We start from the raw sequence: 18,038 nt of genomic DNA, 5'->3' as shown, positions 1-18,038 counted from the left end.
CGTTGACGTGCAGTTTCAGTTCGGGCCCGCGGTTCAGAGCCGCCAGCATGGCAAGGTTCAGCATCGAGCGGGTCTTCTTCGGCAGGCCCGGCCGCGACCAGACGTAGCCCCAGCAATACTCCGTGGTGACGTCCTGGAACGACATCATGAAGTCGTCGGCATTGGCCATCGAATTGTCGACGTAATCCGCGCCGAGCACGGCTTTGCGAAGCTTCATGCCCTCGTCGTAGAGCTTCCTGTTGCGCGGGTTGGGTCTGCCCTTCTTCGCCGTCGCCTTGGCCATGATCAGCTCCTCCGTTTCAGAACGCGGCGGAGCATAGCGCAAGGACTGCTAGACCACGACCCGACTGGGTAGCTGCGGCTTCGCCCTCGCGACATTGAGGCCTTTGGCATGGGCGCGCTGACAGAGTTCGTCGATGGTGATGGTGTCGAGGTGCATCATCATGTCGTCGCGCAGCTTCTCCCACATCGGCCATACCACCTCGTGCGCCAGCGGCGAACCGACCGACAGGTCGTTGGGCTCGGTCTCGGCCTCGAGCCTGCGCACCACGCGCACGACCTCGCCCAGCGTGATGTGGGATTTGTCGCGACCCAGGCGATAGCCGCCACGCGGCCCTCGCTTGCCGGCAAGGATGCCGGCGCGCACCAGATGTTGCAGAACCTGTTCGAGATAGCGCTTGGGAATGCGCTGTCGCTCGGTGATGTCGCCGCTGCGCACCGGGTGCTCGCCGACATGGCAGGCGACATCGAGAACCGCCTCGATCGCAAACATGGTTTTCTTGCTAAGCCGAGGCATTCCTCCGATTTCCCCTTGGCCCTAAGGTCGCTGCGCCGACCCCGCGCCGACGCCGGTCGATCCGAAGCCGCCGGCCCCTCTGGCCGTCTCGTCGAGCGCCGGCACCTCCCGCCAGACCGCCCGAGCGTGCCGCGCCACGACCAGCTGTGCAATTCTCATGCCGCGGCGAAGCTTGAAAGACTCCTTGCTCAAATTGACGAGAATCACACCGACCTCGCCGCGATAATCGGCATCGATCGTGCCCGGCGCATTGGCAACGGTGATGCCGTTTTTGGCCGCGAGCCCGGAGCGCGGCCGCACCTGCGCCTCGAAGCCTGCCGGAAGAGCGATGGCAATGCCGGTCGGCACGACCCGGCGTTCCAGCGGCCCCAGCTCGATATCCTGATCGATCGCGGCGAGAAGATCGGCTCCCGCCGCAGCGGTTGTCGCGTAGTCGGGAAGCTCGAGGTCGCGGCCATGCGGCAGACGAACGACCTCGATCTCGACGGTCTCGACGCCCGGCATCATGCGCTCGGTCATTCGGCCGCTGCCGCCGGCCGGGGGCGGCCGAGATGATCGGCGATCCGGCTTGCCAACCGGACGGCGACCTCGTCCTTGGCCAGTGTCGGCCATTCCTCGATACCTTCGGCGCTGATCAGATGCACGGTATTGCGCTCTCCCCCGAATGTCCCTCTCGCCGGCGAAACATCGTTGGCGACGATCCAGTCGCAGCCCTTGCGCTTGCGCTTGTCGATGGCGTTGGCCACCAAATTCTCGGTCTCGGCCGCGAAGCCCACCACCAGCTTCGGCCGCTTCGGACCAGGCTTCGACAATGTCGCCAGGATATCGGGATTGGGTGCCAATTCGAGGACCGGGGGCGGCTCGCCCGGCTTCTTCTTGATCTTGCCCGCGGCGCTCCTCGCGGCCTTCCAGTCGGCGACTGCGGCGGCACAGACCGCGACATCGACCGCGCCCACTCCAAGACAGGCCGCGAGCATCTCGTCGGCGGAGTCGACCTTCACCGTGTTCACGCCGACGGGATCGGCGACCGTCACCGGGCCGCATACCAGCGTCACCTCGGCGCCGAGCCGCGCCAGCGCCGCCGCGATCGCATGGCCCTGCTTGCCCGACGAATGATTGGAGATGTAGCGCACCGGATCGATCGCCTCCCGTGTCGGACCCGAGGTCACGAGTGCGCGCTTGCCCGCCAGCGGGCGCTCGCGGGTGAGCATGGCCTCGATCGCGGCCGCGATCTCGTCCGGCTCGGACATGCGGCCCGGCCCGAACTCGTTGCAGGCCATCGCGCCATCGGTAGGACCGACGAAGGCGATGCCGCGCTTCTTGAGTGTCTCGACATTGGCCACGGTCGCAGCATGCGCCCACATGCGCACGTTCATAGCCGGCGCAGCGAGCACCGGCTTGTCGGTCGCGAGCAGGACGGTGGCGGCCAGATCGTCGGCGAGGCCCGCCGCCATGCGCGCCAGCAGATCCGCGGTCGCCGGCGCCACGACCAGCAGGTCGGCGTCGCGCGAGAGCTGGATATGGCCCATCTCGCTCTCCTCGGTGAGCGAGAACATGTCGCCATAGACCCGATCCTCCGTGAGCGCCTGAAGCGAGAGCGGCGTCACGAATCTCGCACCTGCATCGGTCAACACACAGCGTACCGACGCGCCCTCCTTGCGCAGCAGGCGGATCAGTTCGAGCGACTTGAAAGCCGCGATACCGCCCGCGACGATCAACAGGATTCGCTTGCCGTTCAGCATGGCGGCGAGCCTAGCACAGCGGCCTTGGCCACGAAAATCCGCTGCCTAGCGGCCCCAACCCTCGACGACCGCAACCACGGCCAGGACCAGTGCCGTCACCGCGATCACCTCGACCAGCACGATCCGCCAGCCCCGGATCGGCGGCGCCGGCAGCGCGTCCGCCTGCTCCGCCTTGCGGCGCTCGCGTTCGGCCACCAGATGCAGATTGTCGATCAGGCGCGGCAGCCGGCGCAGCCCCTGCGCGAGATCCTGGCCGGCGCGGCCGATCGTGGCGCGCGGACCGAAATGCGTGACCATCCAGTCTTCGATCAGCGGCTGCGCCAGCTCCCAGATATTGACCATCGGATTGAGTCGCGTGCCCATGCCCTCGGCCATCAGCATGGTCTTCTGCAGCAGGAGAAGCTGCGGCTGCACCGCCATCTCGAACTGCTCGGTGACGCGCAGAAGATGGGCAAGCAGGCGCGCGATGGAAATCTCGTGACTCGGCTTGCCAAAGATCGGCTCGCCGATCGAGCGGCAGGCTTGCGCGAACATCTCGAGCGACTGGTTGGACGGCACGTAGCCGGCGCGGAACTGCACCTCGGCCACCGCCCGATAGTCGCGCCGCAGGAAAGCGACCAGCAGCTCGGCGAGGTAGCCACGCGTGTCCTCGTCGATTCGCCCCATGATGCCGAAATCGACTGGCACGATGCGGCCGGCGCGATCGACGAAGGCGTTGCCGCCATGCATGTCGGCATGAAAGAAGCCGTCGCGGAACACCTGATAGAAAAACGCCTCCGCGCTCTTCTTCATGATGGCGTCGGGATCGTGACCGGCGGCGACGATGGCGTCGCGGTCGCCGATCGGCGTGCCGTCGACGCGCTCCAGCGTGAGCACGCGCTGGGCCGTGCGGTCCCAGTCGATCTCGGGTGCGCGATAGCTCGGATCGTCGAGGAAGTTCTCGCCCAGCTCCTGCGCCGCCGCGGCCTCCATGCGGAGGTCCATCTCGACCCGCACCACGTCGGCGAAGGCCTTGACCGATTCGATCGGCTTCAGCCGCCGGAAGCGCGGCTGGGTGCGCTCGACGAGCTCGGCCATCCAGTAGAAGAGGTCGAGGTCGCGCGCGAAAGCCGCCTCGATGCCCGGTCGCAGCACCTTCACGGCGACAGCGCGGCCGTCGGAAGTGACGGCAAAATGAACCTGGGCGATCGAGGCCGCGGCTACCGGCGCGTCGTCGAAGCGCGAGAAGAGTTGATCGACCGGTCGTCCCAGCTCGGCCTCGACAGTGCGCCGCGCCTCCTCTCCCGAAAACGGCGGCAGGTGATCCTGCAGGCGCGCCAGATCGGCGGCTACCTCCTCGCTCAGGAGGTCGGCGCGCGTCGAGAGCGCCTGTCCCAGCTTGATGAAGGACGGGCCCAGCTCCTGCAGCGCAATCGCCAGCCGCTCGCCCGGCCGGCGCGTATGACGGCGCGCGGCGAACAGCCTCGCCCAGGCCACCAGCGCCGGTGCGATCGCCAGCGTCTCGAGCGGAAACAGAGCATCGTGTCGGGCGAAGGTGAGCGCCATCCGCAGCAGACGCCAGCCGTTGCGCAGCGCCCGGAACATTCAGATTCGCCAGCCCGAATGCAGGGCGACCACGCCGAGCGTCATGTTGCGCCAGGCGACCTGCGCGAAGCCGGCACGGCCGAGACGCTCCGCAAGCGCGCGCTGCGCGGGGAAGCGGCGGATGCTTTCATGCAGGTAGCGGTAGGACTCGAGATCGCGTGCCACGATGCGGCCGAAGAACGGCAGAGCGCGCTCGGAGTAGGCGTCGTACACGCGACCGATCGGCGCCGAGCCGACTTTGCTGAACTCCAGACAGTGGTAGCGTCCGCCCGGCTTCAGCACGCGCCACGCCTCACGCAGCGCCCGGTCGATGTCGGTGACGTTGCGCAGCCCGAAGGCGATCGTATAGGCATCGAAGGAGCGATCCGGAAACGGCAGGTTCTCGGCATCGCCGGTCGTCCAGGCGATCCCGCGCAGCAGGCCGCGATCGACGGCACGATCGCGTCCCACCTTCAGCATCGCGGGATTGATGTCGCACACGGTGACGTCGGCGTGCCTGGCGCCCTTCTCCACGACGCGCTTCACGAGCCGGAAGGCGACGTCTCCGGTGCCGCCTGCCACGTCGAGCAGCTTCTCGCCCGGCCGCGGGTTCACGACATCGACCAGCGCATTCTTCCAAAGACGATGCACGCCGCCCGACATCAGATCGTTCATCAGGTCGTAACGCGGCGCCACGCTCTCGAATACCTCGCGCACCAGGCCGGCTTTCTCGGCCTTGGGCACGTCGCGGTAGCCGAACGAGGCCAGCGCTTCCTTCCCTGCCGCCCCGGCAGGCGAACCGGTGGGCGGGACGTCCGTCGGGGCCTCCCCCGCGGAGGGCGACGCGCTAGGATCGGGCTCGATCATGGGGCGCAACCTAGAGGAATCGCCATGCTGCTGAAAGACCGGGTGCTGCTCATCACCAACGTCGAGAAGTTCGCAGGCCACGGCACCACCGGGGTCGCCCTCGCGCAGGGGGCGACGGTGCTGGCGCACGATCCCTCCTTCGAGGCTCCGAGCGCGCGCCGCAGGTACGAGAGCCAGTTTCCCGGCGCCCATGCACTGGCGGCGATCGATCCCGCCACCATGGTCGAGCTGGCGCTGAAGCGGCACGGCCATATCGACGCGCTGGTGAACAACGATGCCTATCCGGCCTTGCGCGCCCCGCTGGCCGAAGCGCGGCTCGACGACTACCGCGCCGCCTTCGAGGCGATGGCGATGGTGCCGTTTCGGCTCGTCCAGCTCGTGGCTCCCTCGATGCGCAAACGCAAGTCGGGCCGCATCGTCTTCGTCTCGTCGGCCGCGCCACTGCGCGGCATCGCGAACTATGCGCCCTATGTCTCGGCGCGCGCCGCCGCCAACGGACTCGTGAACTCGTTGGCCAGGGAGCTCGGCCGCGACGGCATCACCGTGAATGCCGTCGGCTCGAACTATGTCGAGAACCCCGACTACTTCCCGCCGGCCCTGCTCGCCAACCAGGAAGCGATGGCCAAGATGACGGCGCAGATCCCGCTCGGCCGGCTGGGCAAGGACACCGAGCTCGGCGCGGCGATCTGCTTCCTCTGCTCCGACGGCGCGGGCTTCATCACCGGCCACGTCCTGCCGCACGCCGGCGGCTGGGCATGAGGCGGTCTAGCGACGATTCGATTTGCGGTCGAGCGGTGTCATCCCGAACGCCGCGAGGGATCTTTCGCGGCGTCGATTGAGGATCTCTCGCTGCGCTCGAGATGCCACAATCGCCGGAGTGCTAACCGAACGCCTCCTCCCAGGTGCCGCGCGTGGAAGCCTTGGAGTATTCGGTGGCGCGGTTCTCGAAGAAGTTGGTGTGCTCGATGGCGTTCAGCATCTGGTCCATCCACGGCAGCGGATTTTTCGCGTCCTTGCGGTAGATGGGCTGCAGGCCGAGCTGGGTGAGGCGCCGGTCGGCGATGAAGCGGATGTAGCGCTTCACATCGGTGGCGGTCATGCCCTCGATGCCATCGAGCCCGAAAGCGAGGTCGATGAAGGCGTCCTCATGGTCGACGATCGTCGAGCAGGCGATATAGAGCTCGCGCTGCAGCTCCTCCGTCCAGACTTCCGGGTTCTCCTGGATGAAGGTGCGGAAGAGGCGAACGATCGAATTGCAGTGCAGGGTCTCGTCGCGCACCGACCACGAGATGATCTGGCCCATGCCCTTCATCTTGTTGAAGCGCGGGAAGTTCATCAGCATGGCGAAGGAGGCGAAGAGCTGCAGGCCCTCGGTGAAGCCGCCGAACACCGCGAGCGTCTTGGCGATTCCGGCCTTCGAGTCGACCGTGAAGCCCTGCATGTAGTCGTACTTGTCCTTCATCTCCTTGACATGGAGAAAGGCCGAGTACTCGGCTTCGGGCATGCCGATCGTGTCGAGCAGGTGGCTGTAGGCGGCGATGTGCACCGTCTCCATGGCCGAGAAGGCCGCCAGCATCATCTGCACCTCGGTCGGTTTGAAGACCCGCGCATAGGCCCGCATGTAGCAGTTGTTCACCTCGACATCGGCCTGGGTGAAGAAGCGGAAGATCTGCGTCAGAAGATGGCGCTCGCTCTCGGACAGCTTGTTGCGCCAGTCCTTGACGTCGTCGGCCAGCGGCACCTCCTCCGGCAGCCAATGGATGCGCTGCTGCGTCAGCCAGGCATCGTAGGCCCAGGGATAGTGGAACGGCTTGTAGATCGGCTTGGCGTCGAGCAGGGACATGGCATGTTCACATCAACGAAGAGCAACTGAATTTTCGGGCAGGCACGGATCGGTCTACTGGCAGCTCAGGCATTCCTCGTAGTTATTGGCATCGTAGTTGTTGGCCTCGCCGACCGGCGGCGTGCCGGCCGGCAGAGGCGTGGGGGCGTCGAGTCTTTGGGCTGAAAGAGCTTGATCGCCGACTGGCGCGACGACGGCGTCGTTCGACACGGTCTCGGCGCGCTGGATGGAAAGCGAGCGGCAGTAATAGAGGCTCTTAACGCCGCGCTTCCAGGCCATCAGGTGGATCTGGTGCAGGTCGCGCTTGTGCACATCGGCCGGCAGGAAGAGGTTGAGCGACTGGCTCTGGCAGATGAATGGCGCGCGGTCGGCCGCATGCTCGACCAGCCAGCGCTGATCGATCTCGAACGCGGTCTTGAACACCGCTTTCTCGTGATCGTCGAGGAAGTCGAGATGCTGCACCGAGCCCTGGGTCGTCATGATCGAGGTCCAGGTGTCCTCGTCGTTCCTGCCCTTCGCGGCCAGCACCTTCTCAAGGTAGGGATTGCGCACCACGAAGGAGCCCGAGAGGGTCTTGTGGTTGTAGACGTTGGCCGCCGACGGCTCGATGCCGGGCGACGCGCCGCCGCAGATGATCGAGATCGAGGCCGTGGGCGCGATCGCGAGCTTGTGCGAGAAGCGCTCCTCGATGCCGAAATCGGCCGCGTCCGGGCAGGCGCCACGCTCCCGGGCAAGAGTCTTCGAGGCGAGATCGCACTGGCCGCGGATGTGCTTGAACATCTTCTTGTTCCACACCTTCGCCATCACCGCCTCGATCGGGATGTTGTTCTGCTGCAGGAAGGAATGGAAGCCCATGACGCCGAGGCCGACCGAGCGCTCGCGCATGGCGGCGTAGGTCGCGCGGGCGAAGTCGCTGCCGGCATTGTCGATGAAACCCTGCAGGACGTTGTCGAGGAAGCGCATCACGTCCTCGATGAAGGTCGGATGCTCGTGCCATTCGAGATAGGTCTCGAGATTGAGCGAGGAGAGGCAGCACACGGCGGTGCGCTGCTTGCCGTCGCGATCGACGCCGGTCGGCAGCGTGATCTCGCTGCACAGGTTGGAGGTCTTGACCTCTAGTCCGGCAAGCTTGTGATGCTCGGGCCGCGCCTTGTTCACGTGATCGACGAAGATCAGGTACGGCTCGCCGGTCTCGACGCGCGCCGTCAGGATGCGGATCCAGAGATGCCGCGCCGAGATCTTGCGCAGGACCACGCCATCCTTGGGGCTGGTCAGCGCCCACTCCTCGTCGTTCTCGACCGCGCGCATGAAAGCGTCGGAGATCAGGAGGCCATGATGGAGATTGAGCGCCTTGCGGTTGGGATCGCCGCCGGTGGGACGGCGGATCTCGATGAACTCCTCGATCTCGGGATGGCTGACCGGCAGATAGACTGCCGCCGAGCCGCGCCGCAGCGAGCCTTGGGAGATGGCGAGCGTGAGTGAATCCATCACGCGGATGAAGGGCACGACACCGGAGGTCTTGCCGTTCATGCCGACCTTCTCGCCGATCGAGCGCAGATTGCCCCAGTAGGAGCCGATGCCGCCGCCGCGCGCTGCCAGCCAGACATTCTCGTTCCAGAGGCCCACGATGCCCTCGAGCGAGTCGGTCGCCTCGTTCAGGAAGCAGGAGATCGGCAGTCCGCGCTGGGTGCCGCCGTTGCTGAGCACGGGGGTTGCCGGCATGAACCAGAGATTGCCGATGTAGTCGTAGAGGCGCTGGGCGTGGGCATCGTCGTCGGCGTAGGCCGACGCGACCCTGGCGAACATGTCCTGGTAGCTCTCGCCCGGCAGAAGATACCGGTCGGTCAAGGTAGCCTTGCCAAAGGCCGTCAGGCGGGAGTCCCGAGAGGAGTCGGTAACAACACGCGCACCGCTTCGAACTTGAACGACATCAAACACTTGCGGCCCCCTTTTTGTTCTTGTCCACACCTGTGGATAAGACAGTCTGTGGAAGATACCTACATGTTGGGACCTGTTTCTGTGGCCCCACTATTCCTTGATGATAACCGTGGGACGACGTCTGTCATCGGCAAATTTATACGCCAATTGTGAATCTGAAGAGTTGGCAAGTATCTCCTTGTAAAAGAACGGAAAAACTGCGGTACGAATTTCCAAATCACAATTCTGTCGGGGGCTTCGCGCGTGCAGCATCGGAGGAGAACAAAACGCGCTTCGCCACGGAATCTTTGGCTCTGAAACAGAAACCGCAGCGATTCGGCCTGCCATCGTCGGAACACCGGCCGAAAGGGCCGACCTGATAGGCACTTCTGCGATCACCAACTCTTCGTCGTCAGATCGTCACGGAGCGGCGTACCATCGCGATGCCGCCGCAAGATGGAATGGAGCCGATGGCCACAGCATTCGCACCGCGCATTTCAGAGCTTGAGGCCATTTGCATGGCCGCGGCGGCGAGCTCCGGCAGCGAGGGGACGGCCCAGTTCGCCCATCGGCTTTACCAGCGGGTGGCCGACAAGGATCTCGGCGCCGCGCCGGTGGAGCAGCGCGCCGCTGCCGCGGCCTGCCTTCTCGCCTTTGCCCGACGGCGCCTGCCCGGCGTCGCCAAGGTCCGGGTATTCAATCCCACGATCGTCGACCACGGCTTCGAAAGCCGGCATACCATCGTCCAGATCGTCAACGACGACATGCCGTTCCTGGTCGATTCCATCAGCAACGAGTTCAATCGTCGCGAAATCGCCGTTCATCTGCTCGCACATCCGGTAATGGGCGCCCGCCGCGACCTCGACGGCGACCTCGTCGAGGTGACGGCCGAGGTCGGGCAACGGACCCGGCCGGAATCGATGATGCATATCGAGATCGACCGGCAAGCCGAGCGCGCGCAGCTCGACGATCTCGCCGCCGCCCTCAGCCGCGTGCTGGGCGAGGTGCGAATGGCCGTCGAGGACTGGCGGCCGATGCGCCAGGCCTGTCTGGATGCCCTCGAAGACCTGATGGCGGGCCACGGCACCGAGCTTGCCGAGCAGGAGGAATTCCTGTGCTGGCTCGAATCGAACCATTTCACCTTCCTTGGTCATCGCCGCTACCGCTATGCCGAGGATCCCGGGCATCCCGGCGGCATCCGCTACGAGCTGATGCCGGGCTCCGCGCTCGGCATCCTGCGCCGCGACGAAGTGCGCCTGTTCGAAAGCGGCTTGGGCGGCGGCGAGGCGATGTCGCGCTTCGCCCGCGGTGCCCGGCCGCTCATGATCGTCAGGACCGACCGGCCATCGTTGGTCCATCGCAGCGGGCCGATGGATTGCGTCATCGTGAAGACCCACGATGCCGACGGTCGGGTCACCGGTGAGCGCCGGCTGGTGGGCCTGTTCACCTCGACGGCCTACCACGCCATGGTGCGCGAGGTTCCACTGCTGCGTGGTCGGGTCGACAGCGTGCTGCGGCGTGCCGGCCTCGATCCCAACAGCCACGACGGCAAGGCGTTGCTGGCGATCCTCGACTCGTATCCCCGCGATGAACTTTTCCAGATCGACGAGGACACTCTCTACAAGCATGCGCTCGGCATCCTGCAGTTGCAGGAGCGCCGGCGCGTAGCGCTGTTCACGCGGCGCGACGCGGTTGGGCGCTTCGCGACGTGCCTCGTCTTTGCGCCGCGCGAGCGCTTCGATGCGGCCCTGAGCGACCGCTTCACCTATCTCCTGCAGGAGGCCTGGCACGGCAAGGTGACCTCGGTCACCGCTTCGAGCAGCGATGAGTCGGCGCTGGCCCGCGCCCTGTACACGCTGAAGCTCGACCGGCCCGACAGTCCGACGCCCGATCTCGCTGTCCTCGAGCAGGCGCTGATCGATGCCGCGACGTCGTGGAGCGACCGCCTGCGCATCGTCCTGCAGGCGACGTTGGGCGATGCCGAAGGCCGGGCCACTGCGCGCCACTGGCGCAGCTACTTCCCCGCGATCTACCGCGACAGCTTCGATGCCGGCCAGGCGGTGGCCGATATCGAGCCGTTGCAGGCGGCTTTTTCCGGCGCGCCGTTCGGCGTGCGGCTCGGCCGCGAGCCCGGCCTGCCGCCGTACCGCTTCACCGTCCGTCTTTTTCATCCCAGCGAGCCTCTCGCTTTGTCCGACATCCTGCCACTGGCCGAGAATCTCGGTTTGCGGGTGTTGAGCGAAGTGCCGTTCATGCTGCGCGTCGCCGAAGGAGGCGAGGGGGTCGCACTGCAGGTGCTGAGCGTCGAGACGGCCGACAGGTCGGCGGTCGATCTCGATGCAGTGGGCCCGCGCTTTGCCGAGACGCTCGATCGTCTCTGGTCAGGAGGGCTGGAGAATGACGGACTCAACAGGCTGGTGCTGTGCGCAGACCTCGCCTGGCGCGAAGTGGCGCTGCTGCGCGCCTACACCAAGTATCTGCGCCAGGCCGGCATTCCGTTCAGCCAGGATTATATGGAACGTGCACTGATCGCCTACCCGGCAATCGCACGCGGCATGGTCGATCTCTTCATCGCCCGCTTCGATCCGGAGCTCGGCGGGCCCGACGCCGACTCCCGCAAGGCGCGCCTTGAAGCCATCGAGGCAGCGCTATCCAACGCGCTCGACTATGTGACGACGCTCGACGAGGATCGCATCCTGCGGCGCTTTCTCAATGCCGTGCATTGCAGCCTGCGCACCAACTACTGGCAGAAGGACGCAAACGGCGCACCGAAGGCGTGGATCTCCTTCAAGATCGACAGCCGCGCCATCGATGATTTGCCGGCGCCGCGGCCGATGGTCGAGATCTTCGTCTACAGCCCGCGCATGGAGGGCATCCATCTTCGCGGCGGCCGCGTGGCGCGCGGCGGCATCCGCTGGTCGGACCGCCGCGAGGACTTCCGGACCGAGATCCTGGGCCTGATGAAGACCCAGATCGTGAAGAATGCCGTGATCGTGCCGACCGGCTCGAAGGGCGGCTTCTACGTCAAGCGGCCGCCGGCGGGCGGCACGCGCGAGCAGATCCAGGCGGAAGGCGTCGGTTGCTACCAGACCCTGATCCGCGGGTTGCTCGATCTCACCGACAACTACGCCGGTGGCGCGATCGTGACGCCGCCCGACGTCGTGCGACACGACGGCAACGATCCCTACCTCGTCGTCGCGGCCGACAAGGGAACGGCTACCTTCTCGGACGTCGCCAACGAGCTGGCGCGCGAGTACCGTTTCTGGCTCGACGACGCCTTCGCATCGGGCGGCTCGGCGGGATACGACCACAAGAAGATGGGCATCACCGCGCGCGGCGCCTGGGAGTCGGTCAAGCGGCACTTCCGCGAACTCGGCACCGATATCCAGCGTACACCGTTCGCGGTCGCGGGCGTCGGCGACATGTCGGGCGACGTGTTCGGCAACGGCATGCTTCTGTCGCAGCAGATCAGGCTGGTCGCCGCCTTCGATCACCGCCACATTTTCGTCGATCCCGCGCCGGATCCCGCCGCGAGCTGGGCCGAACGCAAGCGCCTGTTCGATCTGCCGCGCTCCTCCTGGATGGATTACGACAAGGCCTTGCTCTCGCCAGGTGGCGGCATCTACGAGCGGACCGCCAAGTCGATCACGCTCTCCGACGAGGCGCGTACCGTTCTGGGCGTCGAGCAGCCGGCGCTGACGCCGGTCGACCTGATGCGCGCCATTCTGAAGGCGCCGGTCGACCTGCTCTATTTCGGCGGCATCGGCACCTACGTGAAGGCCTCGGGCGAGACCAATGCCGATGCCGGCGACCGCGCAAACGACGCGCTGCGCGTCAATGCCGCCGACCTTCGCGCGCGGGTCGTAGGCGAGGGCGCCAACCTCGGCGTCACCCAGCGCGGCCGCATCGAAGCCGCGCGCGCCGGCCGCAAGATCAACACCGACGCGCTCGACAATTCGGCCGGCGTCGACACTTCCGATCACGAGGTCAACATCAAGATAGCGACCGGCGCGGCGATCGAGCGCGGCGAGCTGACGGTGGCCGATCGCGATGCGCTGCTGTTCGGCATGACCGGAGAGGTCGCGACTCTGGTCCTGCGGAACAACTACCAGCAAAGTCAGGCGATCAGTGTCTCGGTGGCACAGGCCGGCGAGGAGCACGATCGCCTCGAGCGCTTCATGCGCGCCCTGGAGCGCCAGGGCCGGCTCGACCGCACCGTCGAGTCCCTGCCCGATACGGCAGCCATGCGGGTCCGCGCGCAGAACCGGCAGTATCTGACCCGGCCCGAGCTCTCGGTGCTGCTGGCCTATGCCAAGATCGACCTCACCGACCAGATTCTCGACTCGGACCTGCCCGACGATCCGCTGCTGGTGGGCGAGCTGCTGCGCTACTTCCCCACGACACTGCAAGATCGGTTCGGGGACGTCCTCCGCGATCACCGGCTGCGGCGCGAGATCGTGACGCTGCAGGTCGTGAACTCGCTGGTCAATCGTTGCGGCCCCACCTTCGTGAGAAGCGTCGGCCAGCGCACCGGAGCGACAGGCGATGCCATCGCCCGCGCCTTCGCCGTAGTGCGCGATGCATGGAAGCTGCGCGACCTCTGGACGGGCGTCGAGGCGCTCGACGAGACGCTCAAGGCGGAAGCGCAGACCCGCATGCTGGTCGCCTCCGAACGCTTCGTGACGCGCACCGTCCAGTGGACGCTGCGCCGTCTGCCGCAGCCGCTCGACACGATCGCGGCGACCAACTCGCTCGGTGCCGCCGTTGCCGCGCTCGGCGACCTGCCGTCGGCGCTGATCGGTCCGGCGGAAAGCGCGGCATTGGACGAACGCGCCGCGGCCTTCGAGGCGCTGGGCGCTCCGCCGACGATCGCCCGCCGGGCCGCAGCGCTCGACACCCTGGCCGCGGCCGGCGACCTGATGCAAGCCGCCCGCACCAACGGCTGCAGCATCGAAGAGGCCGCGCGTCTCTACTTTCGGCTGGGCGAGCGGCTGTCGCTGGCCGCGCTCGCCAACGGCGCCCACAAGCTGCCGCGAGAAGGGCAGTGGCCTTCGCAGGCGGCGCTGTCCATGCTCGACGACCTTGCTGCGCTGCATGCCGATCTGCTGGCTTCGGTCCTGCGCGCCGCAGGGGCGCAAGGAGCCGCTGATGTCGATACCGCCCTAGCGCGCTGGAGCGAAGGCCGCAGGCTTGCGCTGGAGCGCGTCGATCGGCTGAGAGACGAACTCGGAACCGGCCCGCTCGACCTCGCCATGCTCTCGGTCGCGACAGCCGAGTTGCGCGGGCTTGTATGAGGCGGGATCATCGCCACATCGGCGGCGCGACATCGGAGGACAACATGAATGACAAGGCCCCCATCGACAAGAGCGATGCCGAATGGCGCAAGGAACTCGATCCGCTGCAGCATCATGTATTGCGTGAGCACGGCACGGAGCGGCCCTTCACCAGCCCGCTGAACAACGAGAAGCGCACGGGCGTCTTCCGCTGCGCCGGCTGCGGCGAGCCGTTGTTCGACTCCTCGACCAAGTATGAAAGCGGCTCGGGCTGGCCCTCCTTCTGGGCGCCAATGCCCGATGCGGTCGGCACCTCGACCGACAAGAGCCATTTCATGACCCGTATCGAGGCCCATTGCGCGAAGTGCGGCGGCCATCTCGGTCATGTCTTCCCGGATGGTCCGCAGCCGACCGGCCAACGCTATTGCATGAACGGCGCCGCGCTCAAGTTCGAGGAGAAGAAGTAGGAGCGGTCCACCGGTTCAAAGTCCCTTCAGAAATCCGATCAGCAGGCGGTTGACCTGGTCCGGCCGCTCCTGCTGCACCCAGTGGCCGGCGCCCTCGAGAATGTGGCTGCCGCGCAAACCCGGCAGGTTCTTTGGATAGGCGTCGAGGTGGCCTTGCGCGGCTGGAAACTTGAGGACGCCGTCGCGGCTGCCGGCGATGAACAACGAGGGTTGGCGGATCGGTTGGCCGCGCCAGGGCGCGCTGAGCTCCCAGTTGCGCCGCAGGTTGCGATACCAGTTGAGCCCGCCGCGGAAACCGGTGCGTGAAAACTCCTGCGTGTAGTACTCGAGATCCTCCGGACGCAGCCACGCCGGCAGCGCCGGCGGATCGACCGTGTTGCCGAGCAAGGTGCCGGTCGTCAGACGGGCGAAGCCCTTGCCCTTCTCGGTGTAATCCCCGCTCGCGGTGAAGTAGAGCCGTCGCAGTGCGCCTCCGACATCGGCCTGCAACTCGGCCTCCGGCACGCCCGGCTTCTGGAAATACTGCAGGTAGAAATCGTGGATGCCGAGCTTGTCGAGCGCGGTCAGGATGTCGACATGGCCGGGCGGCGCGTAGGGCACGCTCATGGCGCACACCGCCGGAAAGAGGTCGGGCCGCCAAAGCGCCGCGTGCCACGCCACCGGCGCACCCCAATCGTGACCGACGATCACCGCCTTCGTTTCCCCCAGTACCCTGGTGAGCTCGGCCATGTCGCCCACGAGCTGGAGGAGCGTGTACTGATCGATCGGCTCGGGAGCATCGGTGCCGCCATAGCCGCGCATGTCGGGGGCAACGCAGCGAAAGCCGGCGGCGCTCACGTCCGTCAATTGATGGCGCCAGGAATACCAGCTCTCCGGCCAGCCGTGGCAGAACAGAACCAGCGGCCCACTGCCAGCCTCGGCATAGCGCATCTGGATGTTGTTGGCCGTGACCGTCCTCAGCGCGACACCCGCAACCGGTGAACTGCTCATGCTTGCCTCCGCCATCGCCATTTCATGGTCGCCGCGGCGGCCAGCACCATGGCCGGCACCGCGATGAACGACGCGGGTGCGAGCGACGCCACGCCGGTCAATCCATTGCCGATCGTACAACCGAGCGCGAGCACGCCGCCGATGCCCATCATCGCGCCACCCAGGGCATGGCACAGCATATCGACAGGCCGCTCGAAGCCCACCAGCTTGAAGTCGCCCTGCGCGCCCACGATCGCGGCAGCTCCGGCCCCACGATCCCGCCGACGAAGGCAATACCGAAATTGAGCTTTGCGCCAGTCCAGATCAGCAGATAGACCAGTGCGTCGCCGCCGGCACGCGTGACATTGATGCTCTCGACCATCGACGGATCGAAGTCGTCGCCTCCCAGCACGGTCGTCACGAGATAGCCGGCCGGGACCAGCAATCCGATCAGTGCACCTGCCACGAGGTACCGGGCCGGCACGCGATGCCGGACAGAGAACATGGTTGCAGCGGCTGCAAAGACCGAGCCAATGGCGAGCGGCAATGTCCGATCGCCGAGCGCGGCCGAAGTTGCCAACATGAGCAGGCTGCGCGGCGGTGCCAGGATGCCGCGGACGGTGGCGTAGGCGACGAGCGCGAAGACCATGAACGAGACGATCGCGCGCAGATTGCCGCCCGCGGCGAGCACGAGGAGCCGCGGGGCCTCCGGCAGGTTAAGCCCATCCTCGACCGCGCCGCGCATGCAGAAGCCCGACCAGCGTGCGAGCGCCCCGAAGATCGCACCGATCGCGAAGGCCGCCAGCACGACGGCAGCGTTGCTGTCCAACGACATGAGCCGCGATTAGCCGCGAAGATGGACCGGATGCGACAGCCTCGCCCGAATCGAGGCATGCGAACCGAGCAGCAACGAGCCCAGGAAGAAAACGCTCGCCACCAGAACGATCACCGGGCCGGATGGCAACCCGGCATGGAACGAGACCAGAAGCCCGATCGTCGCCGACAGGAAGGCCATGGGCGCCGCGACCGCGGTCATCGACCAGACCTCGCGCGCCCAGAACGAAGCGGCGACCGCGGGCAAGAGCATGAGGCCGAGCGCCATCAGAGTGCCGAGTGCCTGGAACGCCGCCACCATGTTCAGCACGGCAAGCCCCAGGAAGAGATGGTGGTAGAACGCGCCGCGCACGCCCATCGCCGCCAGGACCCCGGGATTGAAGCACTCCACGACCAGCGGCCGATAGATCGCGGCAAGACCGACCAGCGTCAAGGTCGTGGTGGCCGCCACGAGATAGAGCGCGGTGTTGTCGACGGCGAGGATTGTACCGAACAGAATGTTCATCAGGTCGACCGCCGAGCCGCGAAGGGAGACGATCATCACGCCGAGTGCCAGCGAAGTGAGATAGGCCGCACCGAAGCTCGCATCCTCGCGCATCCTGGTGAAGCGGGCGATGGCGCCCGACGCGAGCGCCGTGGCGACGCCGGCGACGAAGCCGCCAAGACTCATCGCCGGCAGGGAAAGGCCGCCGAGCAGGAAGCCGAGGGCCGCTCCCGGCAGCAACGCATGTGACAGCGCATCCCCCATCAGGGTCATCCGCCGCAGGATCAGGAACACGCCGATCGAGGCGCCACCCACCGACAGCGCGAGGCTCGCGACCAGCGCCCGACGCATGAAGCCGAAATCGGCGAAAGGTCCGATCAGCGTGTCGTAGAGCATGGATGCGCGATCACGCGCTCAGTGCCACCGGCACCTCGCAGGCGCCGGCATGCTCGTCCCACGCCTCGGCCATGGCGCGCGCGCGGAGGAGGTTCTCGGCCGACAGGACGCGCTGTGTGGGCCCGGCATCGACCAGCCCGCGTGCGAGCAGGAGAGTATTGGGAAAATCGCGACGCACCTGGTCGAGGTCGTGCAATACCGCCACGACGGTGCGCTTCTCGGCGTGCCAGCGCCTGATCACCTCCATGAGGTCGCCAACCGTCTTGGCGTCGATGGCGGCGAACGGTTCATCGAGCAGCACGAGATCGGCGTCCTGCAGCAGCAGCCGCGCGAACAGCACGCGCTGGAACTGTCCGACCGAGAGCGTGTCGATCGGGCGGCGCTCGAAACCCACAAGCCCGACCGCTGCGATCGCACGGTCCGCGTCATGGACGTCCGCCGGCCCGGCCGCACCGAAGCCGCCGAACCGCGTCCACCGGCCGAGCAGCACCGTGTCGAAAACCGAAATCGGGAAGCTGCGATCGATCTCGGCCTGCTGCGGCAGGTAGGCGACACGGCGTGCTGCGCAGTCGATGCGGCCTTCGACGCGTGGCGCGAGGCCGAGCAGCGCCTTGAGAAGGGTGCTCTTGCCGGCGCCGTTGGGACCGACGATGGCCGTCATCTCGCCGGCGGGAATTTCGACCGAGACGTGGTGCACGGCGGGATGGCGATCGTAGCTCACCGTGACGTCGACCAGGCGAAGCGCGGCGCTCATCGGCATCTCATACAGCAGCCCAGACGCACAGCCACAGCACGGCGGCGATCGCCAGAGCTGTAGCCATGCGGCTTGTCGCGCTCATCGCGAGCAAGGCCGTGCCGGGAGACATAGGTGTATGCATCCGTCATTT

16 protein-coding genes are annotated in these 18,038 nt (G+C 66.5%); 3 read left to right on the top strand and 13 right to left on the bottom strand.

Annotated features, from left to right (window positions below):
- The 6 genes from VH499_RS05430 to ubiE all read right to left on the bottom strand — a co-directional run.
- On the bottom strand, window positions 1-217 hold a 217-nt coding region (locus VH499_RS05430), incomplete at its 3' end, for a carboxymuconolactone decarboxylase family protein (RefSeq protein WP_414709748.1).
- A gap of 114 nt (window positions 218-331) precedes the next feature.
- Entirely contained in the window at window positions 332-796 is a 465-nt protein-coding gene (locus tag VH499_RS05425) for an Rrf2 family transcriptional regulator (RefSeq protein ID WP_332051676.1), read from the bottom strand.
- Between the two features lie 21 nt (window positions 797-817).
- A complete protein-coding gene (dut, locus tag VH499_RS05420; protein WP_332051675.1) occupies window positions 818-1,315 on the bottom strand; it encodes a dUTP diphosphatase in 498 nt (165 codons plus the stop codon).
- Window positions 1,312-2,538 (bottom strand): bifunctional phosphopantothenoylcysteine decarboxylase/phosphopantothenate--cysteine ligase CoaBC, encoded by a 1,227-nt coding sequence (gene coaBC, locus VH499_RS05415; RefSeq protein WP_332051674.1) that lies wholly within the window; start codon window positions 2,536-2,538, stop codon window positions 1,312-1,314. Before coaBC ends, dut begins: the two co-directional genes overlap by 4 nt.
- Window positions 2,539-2,583: 45 nt before the next feature.
- Window positions 2,584-4,122, bottom strand: coding sequence for a 2-polyprenylphenol 6-hydroxylase (ubiB, locus tag VH499_RS05410; RefSeq protein WP_332051673.1), 1,539 nt, complete (start codon window positions 4,120-4,122; stop codon window positions 2,584-2,586).
- Window positions 4,123-4,968, bottom strand: coding sequence for a bifunctional demethylmenaquinone methyltransferase/2-methoxy-6-polyprenyl-1,4-benzoquinol methylase UbiE (ubiE, locus tag VH499_RS05405; RefSeq protein ID WP_332051672.1), 846 nt, complete (start codon window positions 4,966-4,968; stop codon window positions 4,123-4,125).
- A gap of 24 nt (window positions 4,969-4,992) precedes the next feature.
- Between ubiE and VH499_RS05400 the strand changes: the two genes are divergently transcribed.
- On the top strand, window positions 4,993-5,727 hold the full coding sequence (locus VH499_RS05400) for an SDR family oxidoreductase (protein ID WP_332051671.1): 735 nt from the start codon (window positions 4,993-4,995) through the stop codon (window positions 5,725-5,727).
- A 121-nt stretch (window positions 5,728-5,848) separates the two neighbouring features.
- Here VH499_RS05400 and VH499_RS05395 read toward each other — a convergent pair whose 3' ends face one another.
- Entirely contained in the window at window positions 5,849-6,811 is a 963-nt protein-coding gene (locus VH499_RS05395; RefSeq protein WP_332051670.1) for a ribonucleotide-diphosphate reductase subunit beta, read from the bottom strand.
- A gap of 54 nt (window positions 6,812-6,865) precedes the next feature.
- A complete protein-coding gene (locus VH499_RS05390; RefSeq protein ID WP_414709747.1) occupies window positions 6,866-8,683 on the bottom strand; it encodes a ribonucleoside-diphosphate reductase subunit alpha in 1,818 nt (605 codons plus the stop codon).
- 515 nt (window positions 8,684-9,198) lie between these two features.
- Here VH499_RS05390 and VH499_RS05385 point away from each other — a divergent pair.
- Together VH499_RS05385 and msrB are read left to right on the top strand one after the other, a co-directional pair.
- Window positions 9,199-14,022 (top strand): NAD-glutamate dehydrogenase, encoded by a 4,824-nt coding sequence (locus VH499_RS05385; protein WP_332051668.1) that lies wholly within the window; start codon window positions 9,199-9,201, stop codon window positions 14,020-14,022.
- 44 nt (window positions 14,023-14,066) lie between these two features.
- Window positions 14,067-14,468 (top strand): peptide-methionine (R)-S-oxide reductase MsrB, encoded by a 402-nt coding sequence (gene msrB, locus VH499_RS05380; RefSeq protein ID WP_332051667.1) that lies wholly within the window; start codon window positions 14,067-14,069, stop codon window positions 14,466-14,468.
- A 15-nt stretch (window positions 14,469-14,483) separates the two neighbouring features.
- Here the strand turns inward: msrB and VH499_RS05375 are convergent, their stop codons facing one another.
- Genes VH499_RS05375 through VH499_RS05355 form a run of 5 tightly spaced genes read right to left on the bottom strand, consistent with a single transcriptional unit; the run spans window position 14,484 to window position 17,905 of the window.
- Window positions 14,484-15,458, bottom strand: a complete 975-nt coding sequence (locus tag VH499_RS05375; protein WP_332051666.1) for an alpha/beta hydrolase — start codon at window positions 15,456-15,458, stop codon at window positions 14,484-14,486.
- On the bottom strand, window positions 15,455-15,661 hold the full coding sequence (locus VH499_RS05370) for a YeeE/YedE thiosulfate transporter family protein (RefSeq protein ID WP_332051665.1): 207 nt from the start codon (window positions 15,659-15,661) through the stop codon (window positions 15,455-15,457). The genes VH499_RS05375 and VH499_RS05370 overlap by 4 nt, the downstream gene beginning before the upstream one ends.
- Window positions 15,607-16,272, bottom strand: a complete 666-nt coding sequence (locus VH499_RS05365) for a hypothetical protein (protein ID WP_332051664.1) — start codon at window positions 16,270-16,272, stop codon at window positions 15,607-15,609. The genes VH499_RS05370 and VH499_RS05365 overlap by 55 nt, the downstream gene beginning before the upstream one ends.
- Window positions 16,273-16,281: 9 nt before the next feature.
- Complete coding sequence (locus tag VH499_RS05360) at window positions 16,282-17,151, bottom strand: metal ABC transporter permease (protein ID WP_332051663.1); 870 nt, start codon at window positions 17,149-17,151, stop codon at window positions 16,282-16,284.
- A 10-nt stretch (window positions 17,152-17,161) separates the two neighbouring features.
- Window positions 17,162-17,905, bottom strand: a complete 744-nt coding sequence (locus VH499_RS05355) for a metal ABC transporter ATP-binding protein (protein ID WP_332051662.1) — start codon at window positions 17,903-17,905, stop codon at window positions 17,162-17,164.
- Window positions 17,906-18,038 lie beyond the last annotated feature (133 nt).

The sequence above is a fragment of the Reyranella sp. genome (assembly GCF_036558665.1).
In the GTDB taxonomy this organism is placed as follows: Bacteria; Pseudomonadota; Alphaproteobacteria; order Reyranellales; family Reyranellaceae; genus Reyranella.
This window is presented reverse-complemented; position numbering and strand designations above follow the sequence as displayed.